Source organism: Stenotrophomonas sp. a6 (genome assembly GCF_030913325.1).
Taxonomy (GTDB): Bacteria; Pseudomonadota; Gammaproteobacteria; order Xanthomonadales; family Xanthomonadaceae; genus Stenotrophomonas; species Stenotrophomonas maltophilia.
Genome location: NZ_CP133161.1, coordinates 3966721 through 3990514, shown reverse-complemented (window position 1 = coordinate 3990514; position 23794 = coordinate 3966721). Strand labels below are relative to the sequence as shown.

Genomic DNA, 23794 nt, shown 5'->3' with positions numbered 1-23794 from the left:
AGACCCAGCATGCCAACAACGGTGTCCGCGTGGCGTGGACTCAGCCGCGCGCGGCGAAGGTGCCGTGGAAGCCCAGTGGCACCGCATACGGCAGCCACGCCTGGGCCAGCGGACCGTCATCCACATGGCGCGCATCCAGCACGACCAGACCGCTGCGCTGGTTCACCGGATCGAGCAGGGTGCCGACCAGCCAGCCGTCATCGGCGTTGCGGCTGCCCGGGCGCGGTATGAACACATGCTCTTCGGCCATGATGTCCGCCCCGTAGTTCCAGAGCTGGCGGCGTCCGTGCTCGATCTCGAACGCGGCCACCGCGTTGAAGTACGGCGCAGTGGCCGTGCCGTCGATGGTCGGCGCATACAGCCGTGCGCCACGTGTGTTCGCCGAGCGCGGGTCGAACAACGGGAACTCCACGGCGCTGATGCCCAACGTCTGCCAGCGGGCCTGTCCACGACGCAGGTCCAGATGCAGCTCGACCAGGCTGGCGCCACTGTTGGCCGCGTGTGCGCCATCACCGGCCATCGCTTCCTTCATCGGCGAGCGCGCCTCATTGATGTCGTCGTGGCGCACTGCGCGCAGCACGATGCCGCCATCGCGGGTGAACGCGTCGCCGAAGTGGTAGATCGCCGCGAACGGGGCCTCGAACCATTGCGCCTTGTCCGGCGCATCCTTGGCGACCACCGCGATGCGCACCGGACGCTGCGGTGCGAACTGCATGCGCTCGAAGAAGCTGCCACCTGCGCCGGTGAAATCGAACGGCATCATCACGAACACCAGGTGCTGGTCGGTCATCGCGAAGGCATGCAGGTAGCCATGCTCGGGTGTTTCGATCACATTGGCGCTGCGCAGCTGGCCGTCCGCACCGATGTGCCAGACCAGCAGGCCATGGCCCCCCATCAGGCTGATCGAGCCGAAGTTCCAGAGGCTGCCGTCGTGGTCGGTCAGCGGGTGCGCCGAGAACGGCAGCGCCGCCAGGTCCGGACGCCAGGTGACAGGGCCAAGCGTCTGCAGCGAATCCGGGTCCACTTCGAACGCCGAACCGGATTCGCACAGGGCGAACAGGTGGCCATTGATCATCGTCACCGAGGTGTTGGCCACGTTGGCATCATCGTTGTTGCGTACCGCCAGCGCACCGGGAACGCTGGTGCCGGCGGCCGGATACTGGAAGCGGCCGGCCTTCTGTTCACGGGTGAATTTCGGCGTGGCGACCATGCGCCCGTGATGGGTCAGGCTGCCATCACCATTGAAGCGCCAGCCATGCACCATGCCGTCGCCGTCGAACCAGTGGTCGTAGCGGAAGCCATCGCGCTCGGTCCACGCCGGACCGTTGCGGTACAGCGTGCCAGCCAGGCCTGACGGCAGCTTTCCCTGCAACTGCACGGTGGCCGGACCGAGGCTTTCGCTGCCGACGCTACGCCAGCCGAGCAGCCAAGGGTGTTCCTGCATGCCCTGCGCGAACCGCGCCGGGTCGCCGGCGAAGGCGGGAGCGCTTCGCAGCGCGGTGGTGCCCAGGGCCAGACAGGCACTGCTGCTGAGCAGGGTACGAAGGAAGCGGCGACGGTCCATGGTGGCCTCGGGTCTGGATGCAGGAATCAGCGCAGGGTGATGTCGATGGCGGTGCCGGCGGCCGGTACGTCGACGCGCGCCTCGTCGAAGGTCGGCTTGCGCATCACCTGCGGGTTGTTGCTGAAGCCGTAGCCCTCCACCGGCATCCCGACCAGGTTGGTGTCGAGCTTGCCGTTGTCGTTCTCGTCGTGGGTGAGCAGCACGGCATAGCTGCCGGCCGGCACGCCCTTGAACGTGAAGTGGGCGCTGTCGCCGCTGGGCGCCGCCTGCTGGGCCTGCACGGGCCTGGCCTTGCCGTCCCAGGCGGCGGCGCTGTCGACCAGCGCAACGCGCAGGGTGCCGGTCTGCACACGGACGTCGTGCACGGTCACGGCCAGGTCGGCGGCGTGGGCACTGCCGGCCAGGGCAGTCAGGGCGGTGCTGAGCAGGGCGGTGCGGATCATGGCAGTGGCTCCGGAAGTGTGTGTGGCGGTGTGGCGCCAGTCTGCGTGCGACCCTGCACCGGGTTCAGGGCCAGTGGTCATCGATTCGACGTGCCAGAAGTCACTTTCTGCGCCGGACCCATTGCCGCCGGCGTGCGCGGCGGTCAGCATCTGGCCATGCCCAGCCTGTTCCGCCATCTGTTGCGTCCCCTCAGCCTCGCCGGCCTGGCCACCGTGCTGGTGGTGGGCCTGTCATTCGCGGTGCAGCGCAACGGTGCCGGGCTGAGCCTGCTGCTGCTTGCCGTGTTCCTGCTGCTGTTCGTGGTGCACGGCTGGGCGTCGGTGCCATCCCGCGTGCGCGCTGTCGCGGCGGTGTTGCAGGCGTTGCTGGCGGTCGTGCTGGTTGCGCTGCAGCCGCGTACCGGCACCGCACCGGTACTGCTGGTGGTGCTGGTGGCGCAGCTGGCCGAGCATTGGCCACCGCGCTTCGTGCTGGCTGTTGCACTGCTGGCCAACCTCGCCATGTATCTCGTGCTGCGCTACAGCGGCTTCAGCCAGCCGCTGCTGGTGGTGCTGCTCTATGGCGGCTTCCAGGCCTTCGCCGCACTGACCGCACACTATGCCCGCAGCACGGCGCTGGCCCGCGATGACCTGGCCCGCGTCAATGCCGACCTGCTGGCTACCCGCGCGCTGCTGGCCGACAGTGCACGCGACGCCGAGCGCCTGCGCCTGGCGCGCGAACTGCACGATGTGGCCGGGCACAAGCTCACGGCGATGCGCTTGAACCTGCGTGCCCTTGCGGCCGACCCTGTGCTGGCCAAGCGCGAAGGATTGGTGCTGGCCGAGCAGCTGTCCGGCGAGTTGCTGGCCGACATCCGCCAGGTGGTGCAATCGATGCGCGATGATCGCGGCCTCGATCTGGCCACCGCATTGCACGCGCTGGCCGCGCCGTTCCCGCGCCCGAAGCTGCAGCTGCAGATCGGCGAGTGCGTGCGCGTGGTTGACCCGCTGATGGCCGAGATCGTGCTGCGCCTGGTACAGGAAGCGCTGACCAATGCCGCCCGGCATGGCAACGCAGACACCGTATGGCTGACGATCAACGAAGAGGATTCCCGGTTGCGTATCGACATCCGTGACGACGGCCAGCGCGCCGAGCGTATCCGCGAGGGCAACGGCATCGCCGGCATGCGTGAGCGCCTGGGCGCAGTGCGTGGCCAGTTGGAACTGGCCCGCACCGCACAGGGCGGCATGCACCTGACCGCCTGGGTGCCGGCATGAACGGCAGCGCGATCCGTGTTGCCCTGGCCGACGACCAGGCGCTGGTCCGCGCCGGGCTGCGTGCGTTGTTGCAGGGGTTGGGCGTGGACGTGGCGCTGGAGGCCGAGGAGGGCCAGGCGTTGCTGGACGCGCTGTCCACCCAGCGCGTGGATGTTGTGCTCAGTGACATCCGCATGCCCGGGATGGACGGCATCGAGGCAGTGCGCCAGCTGCGCGCGCGCGGCGATGCCACGCCGTGGCTGCTGCTGACGACCTTTGATGAAAGTGACCTGCTGCTGCGCGCCAGCGAGGCCGGCGCACAGGGCTTCCTGCTCAAGGACGCCGCACCCGCAGACCTGCGCGAGGCGATCGAGCGCGTCGCCGCTGGCGAAACCCTGCTGCTGCCGGTCAGCACCGAGCCGGTACGCGCCCGCTACCGCTTCCACGATGAAGCACCGCCCACCGATACCTTCGGGGAACGCGAGGTGGCGATCCTGCGCTTGCTGGCCGGTGGCTACAGCAACAAGGAGATCGCGCGCAGCCTGTTCCTGGCCGAGGGCACGGTGAAGAACTACGTGTCCGCCATACTCGACAAGCTGGGCACCCGCGATCGCACCCGTGCGGTGCTGAAGGCGATTACCCTGCGCATCATCTGAGTGGACCGAGCAAGGAGTGCCAGTGAACCCGATCCTGCATGTGGAAATCCCGGCCAGTGACCTGGACCGTGCCATCACGTTCTACCAGCGGTGGCTGCAGGTCGCGGTGGACGAACCTGTCGTGCTGCACGACTGCCGGATGGCCTACCTGCCGTTCTCCGATGAGGCCGCCGGTGCCAGCATTGCGCTGGTGCTCGGCGCGGACTACCGGCCTTCCGAACAGGGGGCGCGCGTCTACATCGGCGTCGATGACCTGGATGCGAGCCTGGAGCGAGCACTGCAAGCGGGCGCCGAGCTGTGCTTCGGACCCGCCGATGCGGGCGACTGGCGCGTGGCCGAGATCCGCGACAGCGAAGGCAATCGCATTGCGCTGCAGGCGCGCGCTGCTCTGTAGAGCCGAGACCACGCTCGGCTGCTGTTGGCCCAGCCGCTCCAGCTCAGCCGAGCATGGGCTCGGCCCTACAAGGTCGCGGCGCGCGAGCGCTGCAGCCAGTCATTGATGGCCGGGTCCAGTCGCGGGTCGTCCGGTAGCTGCATGCCGAAGCGCTGTTGCAGCACGGCACGCACATCACCCACATCATGCAGCGGGCGCTTGTCCGGTGCCTGCCCGGGGCGATACTCGGTGTAGTTGCCGCTGCCGATGGTGCGGCGCCAGTCCGGCCCGGTCAGCGACGCGCGCAGCTGCCCGGGGAAACTGGAATCGGGATGGGTGCACACGTACCAGTTGCCCACCACGTTGTCGATCGGTGCCGGCGCCTGTAGGTCGAACCGATACATCGCCCGCCAACCATCGTTGGACTCGGCCGACAGCACGAAATCACCCTCGTCGGGCAGGCGCTGCAGCAGATAGCGTTCGTGCGGCGTGGCCTGCGGCTGCGGATCATGCAGGCGCAGCGGCACGGTCGGGGTCAGGCTGCCGAAACCGGCATCCACCAGCCAGTCGCCGCTGTCTACGTTCACGCGCAGCAGCAGGTGGGTACGCGCGGTCAGTTCGCCGTCCTGGGCGGCCAGCAGTACCCGCGCGCTCAATGGCTGCGCATCGAAGCCCAATGCCTGCAGCAGCGCCAGCAACCCGCCATTGAGTTCGAAGCAGTAACCACCGCGGCGCTCGTCGAGCAGCTTGCGCTGCACGCTGTCCAGGTCGATCGGCACCGCATCGCGCAGCAGGCAGCTGAGGGTCTCGAAGGGCAGCAGTGCGTTGTGGCGCTGCTGCAGCAGGGTCAGGCCGGCCAGGGTCCGCGGTGGCGGTGCATCCAGCTGCAGGCGCTGCAGGTAGCGGGGGACATCGAGCGTCGTCATGGAGACACCGGGCGGGGGAGGGATGTCCACTGTGCTCCCCCAACCGGGGTTGAGGTCAAGCGCGGCGGCCGTGTCATGCCTCCGTCGCCTGCACCCGGTACAAAGGCCGCGTCCACCAGCGATGGGGGGACGCAGACGAAGAAAGCGCTAAAGTTGTCCTGAGTCAGGCCGATACAGGTGCGTCTTTCCGCCTGGAGTCTGTCATGTCGGCCGTTGTCCCCCACCTCCGGTCCCTGCGCACGCGCCTTGCTGCGTTGCACTCGGCGTCCCCCGGGCTGCTGCGCTGGCTGCAGCCACATCGGCTCAGCGTGGCCAACAAGCTCAAGGCCACACTGTGGATCTGCGGCCTGGGCCTGGTGGCGATCGCTGCTGTCTACGCCTGGACTGGCCATGCCAACGCACTGGCTGCGCGCAGCCAGGCCAGCTACCAGCGCGGCAGCGATCTGGCTGCCAGCCTGTCCACGCGGGTGGCCGAAGCGCGTCGCCTGCAGACCCAGTATGCACGCAGTTTCGATGATGCCGACCGCGCGCAGCTGTTGGCCACGCAGAAGGCGTTGCAGACCGATCTGCAGGCGCTGCGCGCGATGCCGATGGATGCGGGCCGGCGCAAGGCCCTGCAGGCGCTGACCGAAGCCGCCGACGCGTTCTCGCAGGGTGTGGCCGCCCTGTTCGAACGGGTCGACGAGATGGGCCGTGGTGATGCCGGCCTCGCTGCGCAGCTGCAGCAGGCCGCCGACACCCTGCAGGCGCAGGTGGATGTGCAGCAGCGGCCCGCGCTGGCGCTGTCCCTGCAGAAGATGCGAAGGCAGGAGGCACTGCTGCTGCTCGACGGTGATTCCACCCACGCCGACCGCGCCAGCGAGGAGAAGCTGCCGTTCGACCTCGCGCTGGCGGGCCTGCCTGCGGATGTGCAGGACACCCTGCGCACCGGGATGGAGGCGTATCAGGCCGCACTGCTGGGGTATACCGCTGCCCGCGTCGGCCTGGATGTGGAAGCGCAGTCGCTGCTGGATACCGCCACGGGCGTAGCGCCGGCGTTGGCCGCATTCCAGCAGGCACAGGTGGCGGCGCTGGCCAGGGCGCAGGCACGCCAGCAGGCCGGCGCGCGCACGATGAGCGTGCTGTTCGCACTGACCCTGCTGCTGGTGGCCGGCGTGCTGATCACCAGCCTGGTGCTGGTGCTGCGTGCGGTGCGCCAGCCGATCCAGGACACCCTGCGTTTCGCCAGCGACATCGCCGACGACCGCCTCGACACCACCCTGCGCGTCTACAACGCCAACGATGAAATCGGCCAGCTGGCCCAGCGCCTGGTCGACATGCAGCAGCGCCTGCGCGCGCGCATCGAGACCGAGCGTGCGGTGGCCCGCGGCAACACCCGCGTGCGCCAGGCATTGGACAGCGCACAGGCCGGCTTGATGGTGATTGATGCCGAAGGCCTGGTGGCGTACGCCAATCCGGCGCTGCTGGAGCAGCTTGCACTCCGGCTTGAAGATCTGGTGGGGAGCGATGCGGTACGCCTGCATCCGGCACTGGCCAGCCTGGCTGGCGTGCGCCAGCGCGAGGAGCGCGAGATCGGTCATGCCGGCGTCCGCTACCAGTTGATCGCCAATGCCATCACCGACGGAGGGCATTTCCTCGGCGTGGCAGTGGAGTGGCGCAGCCGCGCGCTGGAAACGCTGCTGGAAACCGAAGTGGCAGCACTGGTCGACGCCGCCGCACATGGCGACCTGCACGGCCGCATCGCGCTGGAGGGAAAACAGGGCTTCGTGCGCACGTTGTCGACCAGCATCAACCGCCTGCTGGCGACCTTCGAGACCAACCTCGGCGATCTGCAGGCGCTTCTGGCGGCGCTGGCCCGTGGTGACCTCAGCGTGCGCATGGAAGGTGAGCTGCAGGGCGTGTTCGCACGCATGCGCGACGATGCCAACGCCACGGTCGCGCAACTGGGCCGCATCGTCACCCGCATTCAGCAGGCGACGTCCAGCCTCGACACCGGTGTGGGTGAGATCGTTGCCGGGCACCATGATCTGTCGCAGCGTACCGAACAGCAGGCGGCCGACCTGGAAGAGACGGCAGCGTCGATGCACGAGTTGACCGACACCGTTGGCCGCAATGCCGATGCCGCGGGCCGCGCCGATGCCCTGGTGCAGGGGGCGGCCGCGGTGGCCCAGCGCGGTGGCGAGGCCGTCGGCCAGGTGGTCGCGACCATGCATGGCATCAGCGAGGCCTCGCGGCGGATCGGCGACATCACCCAGCTGATCGATGGCATCGCTTTCCAGACCAACATCCTCGCGCTGAATGCCGCGGTGGAAGCCGCGCGTGCAGGTGAGCAGGGCCGCAGCTTCGCCGTGGTGGCTGCGGAAGTGCGCCTGCTGGCCCAGCGCAGTGCCGAAGCGGCCAAGCAGATCAAAGGACTGATCGAGGATTCGGTGGCGCGTGTTGGCCAGGGCAACCAGCAGGCCGAGCAGGCGGGCATCACGATGGGCGAGATCGTTGGCAGCGTGCAGCAGCTGGCCGAGCTGCTGGCCGGTATCCGCAGTGCATCGCAGGACCAGCATGCCGGCATCGCGCAGGTGAAGCAGACCATCGTGCAGATGGAAGCCAGCACCCAGCGCAACGCCAGCCTGGTGGAAGAGGCTGGTGCCTCCACCGCGCAGATGCAGGCGCAGGTACACGCGCTGGCCGAAGCGGTGGGCGCGTTCCAGTTGCAGTCGATGCCACAGGCGCGCGCTGCGGCCTGATCGTGCTCCGGTATGCCGGCCGCTGGCCGGCACGCCCCTGATCATGCCGGCCGCTGGCCGGCACTACCCTTGTGGCTCAATACACGTCGCGACGGTAGCGCCCTGTCTCCAGCAGCGTTTCCACTTCTTCATCACCCAGCGCTTCGCGCAGCACCTGGTCCACGCCTTCGGCCATGCCCAGCAGCGAACCGCAGACGTGGATGACCGCACCACGCTGCATCCAGTCGCGCAGGGCATCGGCTGCTGCACGCAGGCGATCCTGCACATAGCCGCCCTCACCATCGCGCGAGAACGCCAGATCCACCCGCGCGAGATGGCCATCGGCCTGCCACGCTTCGATCTCATCGGCGAACAGGAAGTCGTGCGCGCGCTGGCGTTCGCCGAACAGCAGCCAGTGCCCGTGCTCACCTGCATGCGCGGCTTCGCGCAGCAGGCTGCGCAGGCCCGCGATGCCGGTGCCATTGCCGATCAGCACCATCGGCGCACCGCCAACGCGATGGAAACCGGGGTTGCGGTGCACGCGGGCCACGATGCTGGCACCGACCGGCGCATGCAGCGACAGCCAGCCCGAACCCAGGCCGGTGCGTCCGGTTTCGTCATGGACCAGCCGCACCACCAGTTCGACCGCACCGTCATCCGTACAGGATGCGATGGAGTACTCGCGCCCCGGCAGCAGTGGCAGCCCTGCCAGCCAGAGGCACGCATCCTGCACCGCCAGCGCAGCATCGGCATCGGGCAGCTCGCGCTCGCTGGCCAGCGCCAACAGCGTGCGCGGCTGGCCGTCAGTCAGCAACGGCTGCTGGGGATCCAACCCATGTGCCTTCAGCACCGCAGCGGCGTGCCGCGCGTTGTGGCGGGGCGCGACGTGCAGGATGTCGCCCGCCTGCCACTGCACATCGGCCGGTGGCGCAAGACGGATGCGCCAGATGGCGCCGCCCACGCTGCCTGGATTGAGGCGGTCACGGCCGAGCAGGCGCCACTCGTGCATCTGCGTCGCGGCCGGCAACACGCTGTCATCGGTGGCGATGCCGGTCAGCGCGCCGAGATGTTGCTGCCACTGGCGCAGCGCCGGTATCGCGGCGGCATCGACATCGATGCGCTCGAACAGCGCACGTGCGCCGTTGCCCAGCAGCCAGCCATCGAATTGGCGGCCAAAGCCGCAGTAATGCGGGTACTGGCGGTCGCCCAGGGCGAGCAGGCCGAACTGCAGGCCCGACAGATCGGGCGCTTGTGCCAGCAGCCGCCGCGCAGCGCCCCGTGCCGCATCTGGCGGCTCGCCATCGCCGAAGGTGCTCAGCAAGAACAATGCCTGCGCAGTGCGCGCGAGCTGCGTGGCATCGACCCGGGCCAATGGCAGTACCTGCACGCCATGGCCAGCGGCCTGCAGCTGCGCGGCGGCACGCCAGGCCAGCTGCTCGCCCAGCCCGCTCTGGCTGGCATGCACGACCAGCCAAGGTGCGCGGCCATCATCGGTGGCAACCGGCAGCGACCGGCGCAGCCCGCGCGCGGCACGCTGGCTGCGGCGGCGGTCCAGGTACAGCATCCAGCCGGTGATGAAGAACAGGCTCATGGCCAGACTGCTGAGCATCACCACGACACGCCCGGGCATGCCGAAGTAGCTGCCCGAGTGCAACGCGAACACGCTGGTGGCCAGCTGCGCGCCGGCGCCCTGGCGCGCGTAGGGGCGCGAATCGAGGATTGCCCCGCTGGCCGGATCCAGCTGCAGCAGATCATGTGCACGGTCATGGTGGCCACCGCGCCGTGACGGATCGCCAGCCATCACCCGCACGTTGAGCGCTTGGCCGGGCTTCTCCGGCAGGCGCAGGTCGATGTAGCCGGTGTGCACGCCGGGCAGGGCATACAGCGTGGCTTCGATGCGCTCCAGGTTCAGGGTGGCGCCGGTGGCGACCTTGTGCTTGGCGGCCGGTGCGACGCCAAGCAGCGTATTGGCGGCACTGCGATACCAGTCGAAGGACCACCACAGGCCGGTCAGCGCACTCATCAGGTAGATCAGCAGCACCCAGGTGCCGACCACCGAGTGCAGGCTCCACAGGAAGCCACGGCCGCTACGTTTCCATTCCACCGCCAGCCAGCTGCGCCAGTGCCACCAGCGGCGCGGCCAGCGCAGGTAAAGACCGGACAGGGTGAAGAACAGCAGCGCGATCGCACAGCTGCCGGTGATCCACTTGCCGCGCTCGCCGGCGGCGAGGTGGCGATGCAGGTCCTCGACGAAATCGAAGAACGCCTGCCCACGCAAGGCACTGAAGCGCTCGCCGCTGTACGGGTCGAAGTAGACCCAGTGCTCCTTGCCACCAGCGAAGCGTGCCACCGAAGGCCGCTGCCCGGTGGCGTCCACGCGCAGGCGCTGCAGGGGGCGATCACCGCCGGCCTGCAGCAGCGGCACCAGTTCGCTGAGTTGAAGCGGAAGCTGGCCGTCGGCATGGTGCTCGGCGATTTCGGCGAAGCCGGGATTGGCCGCCCGCAGCAGTTCGTCCTCGAAGGACAGCACGGCGCCGCTGAGGCCCATCACGGCCAATACGGCACCGGCGGTGATGCCCAGCAGCCAGTGCAGTTGGAACAGGACGTTCTTGAACATGGAAGGAGGAGGGCCTGGAAGGCTGCCGCCCGCATCCTGCGCAACAGCAAATGAGAATTAGTCGCGGAATTCTCCGTGGCGGACGGGCTACGGTCAAGGAGGGTTTTGTTGCAGGGCTTTGCAGCCCTGCACCCGCTACAAGCCGGAGCAACGTCAACGTCAAAAGCTGGCTTTCCGTGGGTTGGCGGGGTGGGTCCGGTTGAGGGGGACGCTGCAAGTCCCCCTCCGGGGCCCGGCCCAGCCGCTGGCGGCTGTGCGTTCGGGCGCTTGCGAAGCAGTGCTTCGCAAGCAAAGCGCCCTCACCCATGTAAGCTCGGTCGCCGCATCCATGCGGCTCACGCCCCCTCAACCGGACCCACCCCGCCTTCGACAGTTTCCTGCGATCTGTCGGAACGGCGTTCTGCTTTGGTAGGTGCCGACCGTTGGTCGGCACGGGGTCTGATTCCGTTCTGAATATCGATATCTGACAGATGTGTCGACCAAGGTCGACACCTACCAACAGCCGCGAAGATCTGTCAGAGGCGGGGCGGTGTCGGAGTGCGGGGTGTCAGCCGCATGGATGCGGCTGCCAAGCTTACAGGGACGTACTTGCAGCGTTCCCGCACTCCGACACCGCCCCGCCATCCCACGGAATGCCCGCTTTGGCTTTGGCTCTGGCTGTTGCCGTTGCATCGAGCAGGGTGCAGGGCTGCAAGCCCTGCAAAAAACACCCTCACTTCACCCAGCTGTCGATCTCGCCGTGGGCGAACGGTCCCAGCTTTGCCTTCACCAGCCGCCCCTGCGCATCGAACAGCACGCTGTAGGGCAGCAGGCCCTGTGTATTGCCCAGCTGCACGCTGGCATCGCGCGGCCCCGGGGTCTCGATCACGATCGGATAATCCACCGGTACCCGCTGCAGGAAACCGCGCACGTCCTCCGGCGTATCCAGCGCCAGTCCCAGCACCTGCACACCGTGCTCGCCCTGGATATGTGCGAAACGCGCCAGTTCGGGCATTTCTTCAACGCAGGGCGCGCACCAGCTGGCCCAGACATTGATCAACAGCGGGCGACCGCCAGCGTGCTGGCGCAGGTCCAGCGGCCGGCCTTCAAGATCGGGCAGCGACAGCGCGGGCAGGCTGTCGCCGACCTGCAGGGCAGGTGCCGCAGCCGCCACAGCAGGCGCCGCTGGCATGGCCTCAGGCGCAACCGGCGCAGGAGCCAATCGATGCCCGGCCCACAGGCCAAGGCCGGCGGCCAGCACCGCTGTCCACAGCAGCGCTGGCCGTTGCCACTTCATCGTGCGGTGCGCAGCAGCGCTTCCTCCACCACCGCCTGGGTCAGCAGGGTCGGCAGCACGGTCGGCGGCGCGCCGGGGCCGTACACCACGTACAGCGGTACGCCGACGGCCTTGTGCTCTTCCAGGAATGTGGTGATCTGCGGATCGACGTTGGTGTAGTCACCGCGCATGTACACCGCGTTGGTGCGCTTGAGCAGGTCCTTGAACTCCGGCCGCGACAGCACGGCGCGCTCGTTGGCCTTGCAGCTCACGCACCAGTCGGCGGTCATGTTGACGAACACCACGCGGTTGTCGGCGCGCAGGCGGTCCAGCAACTGCGGCGAATACTCCACCACGTTGTCGCTGGCGGCCTGTGCGGCGCGAGCCGGCGCTGCCAGCTGGGTCACGCCCCAGGCCGGTACCAATGCGCCGATCGCCAGCAGCACGCCGAGCAGGGTTACTGCACGCGAACCGGTCCAGCGGTTGCGCTCGAACAGCCACAGGCCGAAGGCGAACAGCAACAGGCCACCCAGCACCAGCGCCATGCCGTCCACGCCGCGCTGCTTGCCCAGCACCCACAGCAGCCACAGCGCGGTGGCGTACATCGGGAAGGCCAGCACGTGCTTGAGCGTTTCCATCCACGGGCCGGGCTTGGGCAGGCGGCGCGCCAGCGCCGGCACGAAGCCGATCAGCAGGAACGGCAGCGCCAGGCCCAGGCCGAGGAACAGGAACACGGTCATCGCCTTCAGCGGCGGGGCAATGAACGCGTAGGCGATCGCGCCACCCATGAACGGGCCGACGCAGGCACTGCCGACCACGCAGGCCAGCGCACCGGTGAAGAAGTCACCGGCCGGGCCGCTGCGGCTGGCCAGCGACTGGCCCAGGTTGCCGATGCCGCCGCCCAGGGTGAACACGCCGGACAGGCTCAGGCCTACCGCGAACATGATGTAGGCCAGCGCCGCCACCACGCCCGGGTGCTGCAGCTGGAAGCCGATGCCGACGGCGTTGCCGATTGCGCGCAGGCCCACCATCAACGCACCGATCACCGCGAATGCGACCAGCACGCCCAAGGTGTACCAGAGCGCGTGGCTGCGTGCGCGCTGTGGGCTTTCGCCACTCTGCGCCAGGCTCAGGACCTTCAGCGACAGGATCGGCAGCACGCAGGGCATCAGGTTCAACACCAGGCCGCCGGCCAGCGCCAGCAGCAGCACCCAGACGAACGAACGGTCCGGGTTCGGTGTGGTCGCCGGCGGGCGCGTACGCAGCGCGTTGTCACCGCGCGCATCGGCGGCGAATTCATTGCCGTCCACTGTGCCTGCGACGGCCGGGGGGGCGGCATCCGTATTGGGCACCGTCGGCAGCAGGCGCAGGGGGGCGCCGTTGGCGCCTTCGCGTGGCGCCGCAGCCAACGGGCTGATTACCTCGTTGCGCGGCGGTGCCTGGTCGGCGCTGGCGCTGACCTTGCCGGCCGGGATCGACAGCTTCACCCGGCGGGTCATTGGCGGGTAGCAGATGCCATCGGTCTGGCAGCCCTGGAAGGTCACCACGAGGGTGCCGTCAACCGCGTCGGCAACCGTGCGCCGCAACGGCAGCGGCACTTCCACCTGGTTGAAGTACACCGAGACATCGCCGAAGTGCTCGTCGCGATGCGACTGCGCGGCTGGCCAGCGCGGCGTGCCGGCCTGCACGCCGGTGCTGCCTTCCAGCTTCAGCGAGGTGCGGTCGCGATACAGGTAGTAGCCCGGTGCCGGACTGAAGCGCAGCAGCAGGGTGTTGCCGTCGCTGGCGATGGCATCGAAGCCGAACGCCTGTTCCGACGGCAGCGGCAGCGCCTGGCTGTTGCTGGCGGCACCCGGCAGGCGCAGGCCGCCGCTGTTGCCGGCACCGGCCAGTGGGTTGTTGAACGGACTGGCCGCACCGGCGCGGCCGGCCGGGGCCGCGGCCTGTGCACCGCTGCCGGGCAGGGTGACCTGCACCACGCGCTTCTGCGGCGGGTAGCAGACACCGGCATCTGCGCAGCCCTGGTAACGCACTTCCAGGCTGATGGTGCCGGCGGCCTCGGTCGGCGTGCCGGGCAGGGTGGCCTGCAGGCGCTCGCGATAGGTTTCGACCTCGCCGAAGAAATCGTCGTGGTGCTTGTCGCCCTTGGGCATCTGCAGCGCGCCGGCATTGAAGGCCGGGTCGGCCTTGACGCTGGTGCGGTGGCGATACAGGTAATAGCCGGGCGCGATCTTGAACTGCAGCTGCACCTGGCCACGTTCGGGGGCGGTGGCGGTCAGCGCGAACGCCTGGTCCACCGGCAGCAGGTCTTTCTCATCCAGGGCGAACGCCGGCAGTGAGAGCCACAACAGAGCGCACAGGGCGGCGCCACGCGCAAACAGAGTCTTCAATCAGTGTCCTCCCGGGTCTGTGCCCGGATCCAGTCCAGATACGCCGGCAGGCCGGCCCGGGTTTCGACCGCGATGCACTCCGGGAGTTCATACGGATGCAGTTCGACGATCCGGGCGATTGCGTCATCGACGCGACTCGCGGTGGTCTTCACCAGCAGCTGCAGCTCGGCGTCGGTGGTCACCTCGCCCTGCCAGCGGTAGGTCGACTGCGCGCCATCGAGGCGGGTCACGCACGCGGCCAGGCGCTCGCCAACCAGCGCGTGCGCGATGCGCTCGGCACTGGCCCGGTCCGGGCAGGTGGTCAACAGCAGCAGGACGGGATCGATGGTCGACATGACCGTCGAGTATAGGGCCGCCGCCGGGTCAGGACCCGGCGGCGGCCGTGGACCGCTGCGTTGCGCGGTCAGTTGGCCAGCTGGCAGGTGGCCGGCTTGGCCGAGGTGAACAGGCCAGGGGTCGCCCACTCGGGGTGGTCGATGAACGGGTTGCGGTTGCCCTGGAAGCTGTAGATCACGTCATTGCGCGCACGCTCGGCAGCATCCGGCGGGTCGGACAGGTGCCAGTCGATCAGCGTCGACAGCAGGCCCATGTAGGCCGGCGAGCTGCTGGTCTTGACGATCCTGCTGCGGTCGTCGGTCAGCTCCAGGTCCGGCTCGGACTGGCCAGTGGCTGCATCCTTGCCGCCCTCGTAGCGGATCGCCATGTACATCACCGCACGCGCCATGTCGCCCTTGCGCTTGCCCCACACCTCGAACGTGCCGGTGTTGCCGTCCGGCGTGCGCACCCAGTTGGAGTTGCCCGGATAGCCACCACTGCCGCCACCCTGGCCGTTGTTGGCCTCGGTGGCGCGCTCGCCGCAGCTGGCGTCGCACTTGCCGAACGGCTTGTTGCCACGGTCGGCGTTCCACTGTGCATCGGTCAGGTACAGCATGTGGGTGTCGGTATACGGCGCGTACGGCAGGCCCTTGTCACCCGTGGTGGTGGCAAAACCCAGCGAGTTCGGCCAGGTGTGCTCGCGGTTGTACTTCAGGCCACTGCCGCTGCCGGCGCGATCGGTCACCTTGGCGTAGCTGCGGTTGCGATACGCGTCGAGGATGCGGTTCGGGTTGTTCGGGTCCTCGTCTGCGATCTCCAGGATGGTCCAGGTACTGGTGCCCGAGCCGCTGTACGGGTAGGCGGTGTGGCCCTTGATTGTCGCGTGCAGCGAGCAGCGCAGCTGGCTCGGGCTGCTGGTGTTGACCTTGGAGTAGTAACCGGCCGGCACACCCGGGTTGCCCGGGTCCGGATTGCCGCCGGTGCTGGCCACGGTGAAGGCGATGCGGCTGTCGGCCGCCGGGTGTGCGCCCTGCAGGTCGGTGATGCGCGCGGCGCGGATGTCGAAGCGGCAGGCTTCACCGGCCACCAGCGCGGTGTTGGTGGACAGCTTCACGCTGCGCCCGCTGGCCGGGAAGGTCAGCGGCACGCTGCCGGAGGTACCGCAGCTCAGCGCGAACGCGCCGCTGGCCAGGTTCACCGTCTCGCTGAACACCACTTCCAGATCGGCGGCGGCCGGGAAGGTGCTGCTGCCCTGCGCCGGGGTGGTGGTGGACACCGACGGCGGCGTGTTCGGGCCCGGGGTGCCGCCGCCACTGAAGGTCTGGCCGTTGTTGCAGCTGCCGAAGGTCTGCCTGGCCGACTCGGCCCAGGTGAAGTGGGCGTACTGGCTGCCGCTGCCGGTCAGCTGCAGCGAGGTGCCGGGGGCCGTGCTGTTGGTCTCGGCCACCGGAATGTTCTGGCTGGTCATGCCGGCGGCAGGGCCACCGGAGGCGGTGATGGCGCCCTCGTAGCTGAGGAACTGGACCACCTTGCCGCTGGCGTCGACCAGGGCGATGCCGTCGTTCGGGCCGTTCTGGATGCCGTTGGTCGGGTAGTTGACCACGGCGATGCTGGCGCTGCCGCAACCGGCGGCGGTGCCGGCCGGGACCGGGTTGTTGGCGTAGACCGTGGCGGCCGAAGGATTGCTGCCGTTGTAGAGGTAGAGGCGGTAGCCGGACAGGTCTTCACCTGCGGTAGCGACCACTTCGATGGCTTCGCCGACGTCACCGGCGGCGGTGCTGTCGTCGTAGTGCAGTTCGTTGATGAAGACCTCGGCCTGGGCCGGCGCCGCGGCCAGTGCCAGCAGGCAGGCGGCGGCAAGCGGGGACAGCAATCGCATCGACTACTCCTTGTGATTGGGAATGCCTGACCGAGCCTAAGGCCGATCCAGTGACACTTTGTCGTAAATGAACGTCAGATATCTGACAGTGCGACGCTTGTCACCGAAATTGTCTAGGACCGACGCCTTGGCCGAGGCGCGCGGGTGGAAAAATTTTTTTCATTCCGCCCTTGAAAGGGGGCGGCGGGGCTCCATCTCTGCCCTGCTCCCGACGTTGTCGGGTTTCTTCACGTGCGGTTCTGGCACTCGCCTGGGGTGAGTGCTAACATCGCCGGACTTTTTTAGACCAATCAATCACTTAAGAGGTCTCCTATGAGCATCAAGCCGCTGCACGACCGCGTTGTGGTCAAGCCGATCGAAGCCGACGAAATCTCCGCCGGTGGCATCGTCATCCCCGACTCGGCCAAGGAAAAGTCCACCAAGGGTGAGGTCGTGGCCGTCGGCCCGGGCAAGCCGCTGGACAACGGCAACGTGCGCGCGCCGTCGCTGAAGGTCGGCGACAAGGTCATCTATGGCCAGTACGCCGGCAGCTCGTACAAGAGCGAAGGCGTCGAATACAAGGTCCTGCGCGAAGACGACGTGCTCGCCGTCATCGGCTGAGCCTCGGCGCGACCTGTTTCAACCTGATCCCAAACTCCCAGCCGCCGGGCATCGTCCGGCGCTACCAATGAGGTAAATGCAATGGCTGCCAAGGATATTCGTTTCGGTGAAGACGCCCGTTCGCGCATGGTGCGCGGCGTCAACGTTCTCGCCAATGCCGTCAAGGCCACCCTGGGCCCGAAGGGCCGCAACGTCGTGCTGGAAAAGAGCTTCGGCGCCCCGACCATCACCAAGGACGGCGTCTCCGTCGCCAAGGAAATCGAACTGGCTGACAAGTTCGAGAACATGGGCGCGCAGATGGTGAAGGAAGTTGCTTCGCGCACCAACGACGATGCCGGCGACGGCACCACCACCGCCACCGTGCTGGCCCAGGCCCTGATCCGCGAAGGCGCCAAGGCCGTTGCCGCCGGCATGAACCCGATGGACCTCAAGCGCGGTATCGACAAGGCCGTTTCGGCCGCCGTCGCCGAGCTGAAGAACATCTCCAAGCCGACCGCCGACGACAAGGCGATCGCCCAGGTCGGTACCATCTCGGCCAACTCGGACGAGTCGATCGGCCAGATCATCGCTGACGCGATGAAGGAAGTCGGCAAGGAAGGCGTCATCACCGTTGAAGAAGGCTCGGGCCTGGACAACGAGCTGGACGTGGTCAAGGGCATGCAGTTCGACCGCGGCTACCTGTCGCCGTACTTCATCAACAACCAGCAGTCGCAGACCGCTGACCTGGATGACCCGTTCATCCTGCTGCACGACAAGAAGATCTCCAACGTCCGTGACCTGCTGCCGGTGCTGGAAGGCGTCGCCAAGGCCGGCAAGCCGCTGCTGATCGTGGCCGAGGAAGTTGAAGGCGAAGCGCTGGCCACCCTGGTCGTCAACACCATCCGTGGCATCGTCAAGGTCGTGGCCGTCAAGGCTCCGGGCTTCGGCGACCGTCGCAAGGCGATGCTGGAAGACATGGCCGTGCTGACCGGCGGCACCGTGATCTCCGAAGAAGTCGGCCTGTCGCTGGAGAAGGCCACCATCAAGGACCTGGGCCGCGCCAAGAAGGTGCAGGTCTCCAAGGAGAACACCACCATCATCGACGGCGTCGGCGACAAGGCCAACGTTGATGCACGCGTGGCGCAGATCAAGACCCAGATCCAGGACACCTCCTCGGATTACGACCGCGAGAAGCTGCAGGAACGCGTGGCCAAGCTGGCCGGCGGTGTTGCCGTGATCAAGGTCGGCGCCTCGACCGAAATCGAAATGAAGGAAAAGAAGGATCGCGTCGACGACGCCCTGCACGCCACCCGTGCGGCCGTTGAAGAAGGCGTGGTTCCGGGCGGCGGCGTTGCCCTGGTCCGCGCGATCACCGCGCTGGCCGGCCTGAAGGGCGCCAACGAAGACCAGAACCACGGCATCCAGATCGCCCTGCGTGCGATGGAAGCCCCGCTGCGCGAGATCGTTGCCAACGCCGGTGACGAGCCGTCGGTCATCATCAACAAGGTCAAGGAAGGCACCGGCAGCTTCGGCTACAACGCCGCTACCGGCGAGTTCGGCGACATGCTGCAGTTCGGCATCCTGGACCCGACCAAGGTGACCCGTTCGGCGCTGCAGAACGCGGCCTCGATCGCTGGCCTGATGATCACCACCGAAGCCATGGTTGCCGAAGCTCCGAAGAAGGACGAGCCGGCCATGGGCGGCGCCGGTGGCATGGGCGGCATGGGTGGCATGGGCGGCATGGACTTCTAAGGCCCACGCCCGCGTCGGACGTTGCCGGCCCTGGTCGGCGCGTCTCCCCGATGCACGGAAAAACCCCGCCGCGAGGCGGGGTTTTTTTGTTGCCCGGTTGCCGCCATGGCGCCGCGTCGCTACGCTCGCAGACCATGCCTACCTCGTTCATCGTCGTCGACGACTTCCTTTCTCCAGCCGATGCACACGGCCTGCGCCAGGCCGGCCTGGGCCTGACCTACCCGGCGCAGGAGGGGGCATTCCCCGGGCGTAATTCGCTCGAACGGCTGGAGCTGGACGGCCTGTCCGAGGCTGCGTCGCGGTTGGTCAACGAGCCGCTGCGGCCGGTCAATCCGTTGCAGTCGCACGGCAAGTTCCGGCTGACCCTGGCCAGCGATGTGGGTCGCGCCAAGGTGCACACCGACCATTCGCACTGGTCCGGCATCCTCTACCTCAGCGCCCCGGAGCACTGCGAAGGGGGTACCGAGTTCTTCCGCCATCGCCGCACCAACACCGAGCGCATGGCGCTGAACGCCCACGAGCTGGCTGCGCTGGGCTACGCCAACGGCGGCGACATGCATCGGGACATCATCGAGCGCGACAGCGTCGACGACAGCCAGTGGGAAATGACCATGCGCATCCCGATGCGCTTCAACCGCCTGGTGCTGCTGCGCCCGTGGTTCTGGCATACCGCCGGCCCGGCCTTCGGCGACCGGCCGGAGAATGGGCGGCTGGTCTACCTGATGTTCTTCGAGCAGGCGCGTTGAAGGGAGGTCATCCACGCATGGCGTGGATCTACTTCACGAATGCCTTCGCTGCGCCGTACTCCCACTGCCACGGTACGCCGATGTCGCCGAGCACGAAGGCCACCAGCGCCGGGAAGGTCGCCTCGGCGCGCACATCGTTGCCCAGGATCACCACGCAGCGCTGCTGCTGCTCGACGCACACCAGCGTATTACCGACCGCATCATCGTGGCCGCCCTTGTAGAAGCCTGCGCCTTGCGGGCCACGGAACGTCACCACCCCCAGGCCGGCCGCCAGGTCCTTGCGCTGCAGCGCCTTCGGCAGCTCCGGCTGCAGGGTGGGGAACTGGCTGGCGGTGGTGATCGGCAGCTGCGGCCGCACCAGCTCCTTGCGCATCTTCGCTGAAAGCCCATCGCCGCGCACGTAGCCGGCGGCGAAACGGGCCATGTCGGCGATGGTGGTATCCATCGAACCGGCCGCGCGCACGCGGCTGCGCTCATCGTGCGGCTCGGCGGTGCCCTCCATGGTCCAGCCGTCGGCCAGGTTGGTGGCGAAGTCCCCGCGCCACATCATGCTGGTGCGGGTCATGCCGAAGCGGTCGAATACCCGCTGCTGCATCAACGCACCCACATCCTCGCCCAGCCGTCCGCGTTCGATCACGAACTGCAGCAGGATCAGCCCTTCGCCGGAATAGCCGTAGCGGCTGCCTGGATCGAAGTGGAACTTCAGCCGGCCGTCCGGTTCAAGAAACCCGAAGTTGGCAAAGCCGCTGGCGTGGTTGAGCAGCAGGCGAGGGGTGAGCTGGCGCCAGCGCGCATCATCGGCCAGCACGCTGTAGTCGGCGTACTTCTTCGTTTCGGGCGGATAGTCCGGCAACGGCTTGTCCAGCGCTGTGGCGATGCTGGCATCCAGATCGATCCTGCGGTCCTGCGCCAGCTGCGCGACCAGATGGCCGAATGCCATCTTGGTCAGCGAGGCGGCGTACATCACCGTATCGGTGCGCAGTGGTTCGCCTGCGGTATTGCGCTCGCCGTAGGCGGCGACGTGCACCACCTTGCCGCCGTCGATCACCGCCAGTGCCATGCCGCGCGCCTGTGCGGCCTGCATCAACCGCTGCGCTTCGGCATCGATGCGGGCCGGCGAGGGTACCGGGGGAGGTGCAGCCAGCACGGCCAGCGGGAACAGCGTCAGCAACATCAGGGCAGCACGGCACATGCGTGGAACTCCTGGTGGGGCGCACGGTGATGCTACGCCAGGCTGCCGCTGGCGTCATTGCCGGATGTCAGCTGGCCTGCGGCCGGCGCAGGCAGATCCGGGACGCGCCGGCACCGATGTCCACCTGGCCGCCGCGCATTGCATCCGCACCAAGGATCAGCGCCGGCCGGGCCTCCAGGCCGATCGCCTTGAACACTGGCAGTTCGCTGATGCGGACCTCCATCGAGGGGTGCTGCCAGCCGTTGCCGGTCATGCCGGGCAGGGTGTAGAGCCAGGTTGCCTGCTTTCCGCCGCCCAGGCCTTCGGTGCCCTTTTCACGCACCCGCACCCGTGCGTCGCTGCCGTCGGTGCGCAGCCCCAGTGCGCGGGCTGCTTCGGCGTTGAGGACGGTCTGCGCGGCACCGGTGTCGACCACGGCGATGGCGTCCACTGCGGGCGCGCCCAGTCCAAGCATGATGAAACCGAACTGGCGCAGGCCGTCAGTGCGTCCGGGCAGCGCATTGGGCTGGCAACCCGGTCCTTCCAGGTTCAATCCGCCGGGTGTCCACAGCGCCAGTTGATTGCGGCCGAAGTCCCAACGGGTGTCCCAGCGTCCGGTCAGATCGTTGCCGATCAAGCCGTCAATGGCCGGATCATCGTCCTTCGGCAACGACGACAGATCGACCTTCATGGCTTGGGCCTGCAGCTGCCAACTGCCCAGCTGCCAGGACGTTCTGCGTATGCGCTGCAGCCGCGCGGAGGCTGCACTTGCCCCTTGGGCCTGTGATACCTCCGCATCCGCATCTCCCAGACCGTAGCGCCGCACGACGCGGTCATCGACCAGCGTGGCGCCTGCCGCGCTGTCGACCACGAAGCGCAGCGGTTCGGCACGCCCGTCCAGCGACACGGCCACGGCCGGATGACCGCCCTGCATCCACATCGGCAGGATGTGTTCGGGGGAATCGGACGCAAGCGCAGCCAGCGGGGCAGCAAGCAGGACGAATGGGATGAGGCGCAAGGCAAGTCTCCGCAGTGATCATGGGTGACCATTGGCGCGCAGCGGCGTATCGCGGGAACATCGGCGTTGATACCGTCCTGATACAGACCTGCCTGATACTGCCTGCATGACGACTCCCGCCCGTGTCATCGTTGTCGATGACGACGCCAGCATCCGTGATGCCATCGCCGATTGCCTGTTGCTGCATGGCTACCAGGTACGGGTGGCAGCGGACGCGACGGCGCTGGACGTGCTGCTGCAGGTCGATCGACCGGACGTGATCATCCTCGACTGGATGATGCCCGGTGAGGATGGCCTGTCGGTCTGCCGCCGGCTGCAGGCACGGGCCATTCCGATCCTGATGCTGTCGGCGATGGGCAGCGCACCGGACAGGGTGATCGGCCTGGAGATGGGCGCGGACGACTACCTGGCCAAGCCGTTCGACCCGCGCGAGCTGCTGGCGCGGGTACGCGCGCTGCTGCGCCGGCAGGACAAGCTGCGCGCGCAGGTAGCCAGTGAACTGCGCTTTTCTGGTTGGCGGTTGCTGCCGGAACAACGTCGCCTGCTGGCGCCGGATGGGAACGAGCTGGTGCTCAGCCGTGGTGAATTCAGCCTGTTGCTGGCGCTGGCCGAACGCCCCGGGCGGGTACTGGGGCGCGAGCAGCTGCTGCAGCTGAGCCGTGGCGAGCCGAGTGACAGCGTCGACCGCGCGGTCGACCTGGCCATCAGCCGCCTGCGCCGCAAGCTCGGGCAGGCCTCACCCGGTGCGGAAGCCCTGGTGCAGACATCGCGTGGCGAAGGCTATCGCTTCCACGCCGAGGTACAGGTGCTGTGAACAGCCGGTGGCCGACCGCGCGTTGGATCACGATGCTGGCCCTGGCCAGCCTGCTGCTGGCGACACTGGTCAGCGTTGCCGTGGTTGGCTGGATGCCTCGGCCCGCGCCGCCACCGATGCGGTTGGACCAGGCCGTGCAGGTGCTGCGGGGGGAACAGGCCGCGGCACCACTGGGCCTGCATCTGGCGACGCAGGATGCGCCACCAAAGGGCAGTGCCAGTGACTGGCTCACCCAGTTGGCGGCGCTGCAGATGGGTTTGCCGGCGAAGGAGGTGCGCCTGGTCTGGAGCGGACAGGGCAAGGCGCCTGATGTGCAGGTCATCGAAGGCGGCGAGGTGCTCGACGGCACGGCGCGGGTCGGTGTACTGAAGGCGCAGGCCGCGCTGCTGACCGCGATGCAATGGCCGCCGTTTGAACTGGGCGTGCGCAAGGCCGATGGCCGCTGGCGGGTGGTCGGCAGCGATCACAGTGATCTGGCAGCTTGGCGGCGACAGGTGATACTGGCGCTGCTGGGCGGTGCCGTGTTGCTGGCGCCGCTGGCGGCGTGGGCATCGATCCGGCTGGGGCGTCCACTACGACGCTTGGCCGATGCCAGTGCACGCGTGGACCTGCAAGCCGACACGCCCCTGCCGGATGATGGCCCGCGCGAGGTACAGATGCTGGCCGCCGCGATCGGCACCGGTCGAGAGCGCCTGCGTGCGCAGGCCCAGGACATGACCCATATGCTGGCTGCAGTGGCGCACGACCTGCGCACACCATTGACCGGCCTGCGACTGCGCGCCGAGTTCGCGCCCACACCACAGGCGGCCCGGATGGTGGCGGACATCGAGCGCATGGACACGATGATCGAGCAGGTGCTCGATTACGCACGCGGTGAACTGCAGCCGTTGCAGATGCGCCCGCTGGATCTGGCCGCGCTGCTGGAGGAGTGCGTGCAGGCAGCGTTGCTGCGCGGTGTCGAGATCTCCATCCAGGGGCCGGACAGTCTGCCCTGGCACGGCGACGCGTTGCTGCTTCGGCGCGCGTTCGACAACCTTATCGACAATGCCGATCGCTATGCCGGGGCGATGGAACTGCGGCTTGCCGTGGTTGAGCGAGGGGTCCAGCTGGAGGTGATGGATCGGGGCCCAGGTATCGCCGAGGGCGACCGAGTACGCCTGCTGCAACCGTTCCAGCGCAGCGAGCGTTCTCGTAGTCGCACCACCGGTGGAGCGGGACTTGGGCTGGCAGTGGCCGCCAATGTGGCGAGGCGGCACGCGGGCGAACTGCAGCTGCTGCACCGGGAGGGCGGCGGGCTGATTGCGTGCCTGCTGCTGGGAAAGTTCACCTGATATCGGCTG

19 protein-coding genes are annotated in these 23794 nt (G+C 68.0%); 9 read left to right on the top strand and 10 right to left on the bottom strand.

Annotated features, from left to right (window positions below):
- Positions 1-40 precede the first annotated feature (40 nt).
- Both Q9Q79_RS18285 and Q9Q79_RS18280 read right to left on the bottom strand, forming a co-directional pair.
- Complete coding sequence (locus Q9Q79_RS18285) at positions 41-1564, bottom strand: carotenoid oxygenase family protein (protein WP_076739654.1); 1524 nt, start codon at positions 1562-1564, stop codon at positions 41-43.
- Positions 1565-1590: 26 nt separating this feature from the next.
- Positions 1591-2007 (bottom strand): DUF2141 domain-containing protein, encoded by a 417-nt coding sequence (locus Q9Q79_RS18280; RefSeq protein WP_201864093.1) that lies wholly within the window; start codon positions 2005-2007, stop codon positions 1591-1593.
- Between the two features lie 156 nt (positions 2008-2163).
- Between Q9Q79_RS18280 and Q9Q79_RS18275 the strand changes: the two genes are divergently transcribed.
- Genes Q9Q79_RS18275 through Q9Q79_RS18265 form a run of 3 tightly spaced genes read left to right on the top strand, consistent with a single transcriptional unit; the run spans position 2164 to position 4293 of the window.
- Positions 2164-3264 carry a histidine kinase gene (locus Q9Q79_RS18275; protein ID WP_012481397.1) on the top strand — a complete coding sequence of 367 codons (1101 nt, stop codon included), beginning with the start codon at positions 2164-2166 and terminating at the stop codon, positions 3262-3264.
- Entirely contained in the window at positions 3261-3899 is a 639-nt protein-coding gene (locus Q9Q79_RS18270; RefSeq protein WP_005411236.1) for a response regulator transcription factor, read from the top strand. The genes Q9Q79_RS18275 and Q9Q79_RS18270 overlap by 4 nt, the downstream gene beginning before the upstream one ends.
- A 22-nt stretch (positions 3900-3921) precedes the next feature.
- Positions 3922-4293: a VOC family protein gene (locus tag Q9Q79_RS18265; protein ID WP_005411235.1), complete on the top strand. Its 372-nt coding sequence runs from the start codon at positions 3922-3924 to the stop codon at positions 4291-4293.
- A gap of 65 nt (positions 4294-4358) precedes the next feature.
- Here the strand turns inward: Q9Q79_RS18265 and Q9Q79_RS18260 are convergent, their stop codons facing one another.
- Entirely contained in the window at positions 4359-5198 is an 840-nt protein-coding gene (locus Q9Q79_RS18260) for an arylamine N-acetyltransferase (RefSeq protein ID WP_043034554.1), read from the bottom strand.
- Between the two features lie 203 nt (positions 5199-5401).
- Here Q9Q79_RS18260 and Q9Q79_RS18255 point away from each other — a divergent pair, with 203 nt between their 5' ends.
- Positions 5402-7939, top strand: coding sequence for a methyl-accepting chemotaxis protein (locus Q9Q79_RS18255; RefSeq protein WP_201864095.1), 2538 nt, complete (start codon positions 5402-5404; stop codon positions 7937-7939).
- 76 nt (positions 7940-8015) lie between these two features.
- Here the strand turns inward: Q9Q79_RS18255 and Q9Q79_RS18250 are convergent, their stop codons facing one another.
- The 5 genes from Q9Q79_RS18250 to Q9Q79_RS18230 form a co-directional block, all read right to left on the bottom strand.
- The gene (locus Q9Q79_RS18250; protein WP_201864097.1) at positions 8016-10535 is read right to left on the bottom strand and encodes a sulfite reductase flavoprotein subunit alpha; all 2520 of its coding nucleotides are present in this window, start codon (positions 10533-10535) and stop codon (positions 8016-8018) included.
- A 712-nt stretch (positions 10536-11247) separates the two neighbouring features.
- Positions 11248-11811: a TlpA disulfide reductase family protein gene (locus Q9Q79_RS18245; protein WP_005411231.1), complete on the bottom strand. Its 564-nt coding sequence runs from the start codon at positions 11809-11811 to the stop codon at positions 11248-11250.
- Positions 11808-14180: a protein-disulfide reductase DsbD gene (locus Q9Q79_RS18240; RefSeq protein ID WP_100443414.1), complete on the bottom strand. Its 2373-nt coding sequence runs from the start codon at positions 14178-14180 to the stop codon at positions 11808-11810. The genes Q9Q79_RS18245 and Q9Q79_RS18240 overlap by 4 nt, the downstream gene beginning before the upstream one ends.
- Positions 14177-14515, bottom strand: coding sequence for a divalent-cation tolerance protein CutA (gene cutA / locus Q9Q79_RS18235; RefSeq protein WP_100443413.1), 339 nt, complete (start codon positions 14513-14515; stop codon positions 14177-14179). The genes Q9Q79_RS18240 and cutA overlap by 4 nt, the downstream gene beginning before the upstream one ends.
- Positions 14516-14583: 68 nt before the next feature.
- Entirely contained in the window at positions 14584-16374 is a 1791-nt protein-coding gene (locus tag Q9Q79_RS18230; RefSeq protein WP_100443412.1) for an endonuclease, read from the bottom strand.
- A gap of 312 nt (positions 16375-16686) precedes the next feature.
- On the opposite strand from Q9Q79_RS18230, the gene Q9Q79_RS18225 reads away from it, so the two are divergent.
- The 3 genes from Q9Q79_RS18225 (at position 16687) to Q9Q79_RS18215 (ending at position 19451) form a co-directional block, all read left to right on the top strand.
- Positions 16687-16974, top strand: a complete 288-nt coding sequence (locus Q9Q79_RS18225) for a co-chaperone GroES (protein ID WP_005411227.1) — start codon at positions 16687-16689, stop codon at positions 16972-16974.
- 81 nt (positions 16975-17055) lie between these two features.
- Positions 17056-18705 carry a chaperonin GroEL gene (groL, locus tag Q9Q79_RS18220; protein ID WP_005411226.1) on the top strand — a complete coding sequence of 550 codons (1650 nt, stop codon included), beginning with the start codon at positions 17056-17058 and terminating at the stop codon, positions 18703-18705.
- 134 nt (positions 18706-18839) lie between these two features.
- On the top strand, positions 18840-19451 hold the full coding sequence (locus tag Q9Q79_RS18215; RefSeq protein ID WP_005411225.1) for a DUF6445 family protein: 612 nt from the start codon (positions 18840-18842) through the stop codon (positions 19449-19451).
- A 28-nt stretch (positions 19452-19479) separates the two neighbouring features.
- Here the strand turns inward: Q9Q79_RS18215 and Q9Q79_RS18210 are convergent, their stop codons facing one another.
- Complete coding sequence (locus tag Q9Q79_RS18210) at positions 19480-20643, bottom strand: serine hydrolase domain-containing protein (protein WP_165711082.1); 1164 nt, start codon at positions 20641-20643, stop codon at positions 19480-19482.
- 67 nt (positions 20644-20710) lie between these two features.
- Positions 20711-21640 (bottom strand): pepsin/retropepsin-like aspartic protease family protein, encoded by a 930-nt coding sequence (locus Q9Q79_RS18205; protein WP_043034561.1) that lies wholly within the window; start codon positions 21638-21640, stop codon positions 20711-20713.
- A gap of 106 nt (positions 21641-21746) precedes the next feature.
- Between Q9Q79_RS18205 and Q9Q79_RS18200 the strand changes: the two genes are divergently transcribed.
- Both Q9Q79_RS18200 and Q9Q79_RS18195 read left to right on the top strand, forming a co-directional pair.
- Positions 21747-22454, top strand: a complete 708-nt coding sequence (locus tag Q9Q79_RS18200) for a response regulator transcription factor (RefSeq protein WP_005411222.1) — start codon at positions 21747-21749, stop codon at positions 22452-22454.
- Positions 22455-22486: 32 nt separating this feature from the next.
- Positions 22487-23785 (top strand): HAMP domain-containing sensor histidine kinase, encoded by a 1299-nt coding sequence (locus Q9Q79_RS18195; RefSeq protein ID WP_024957883.1) that lies wholly within the window; start codon positions 22487-22489, stop codon positions 23783-23785.
- Positions 23786-23794 lie beyond the last annotated feature (9 nt).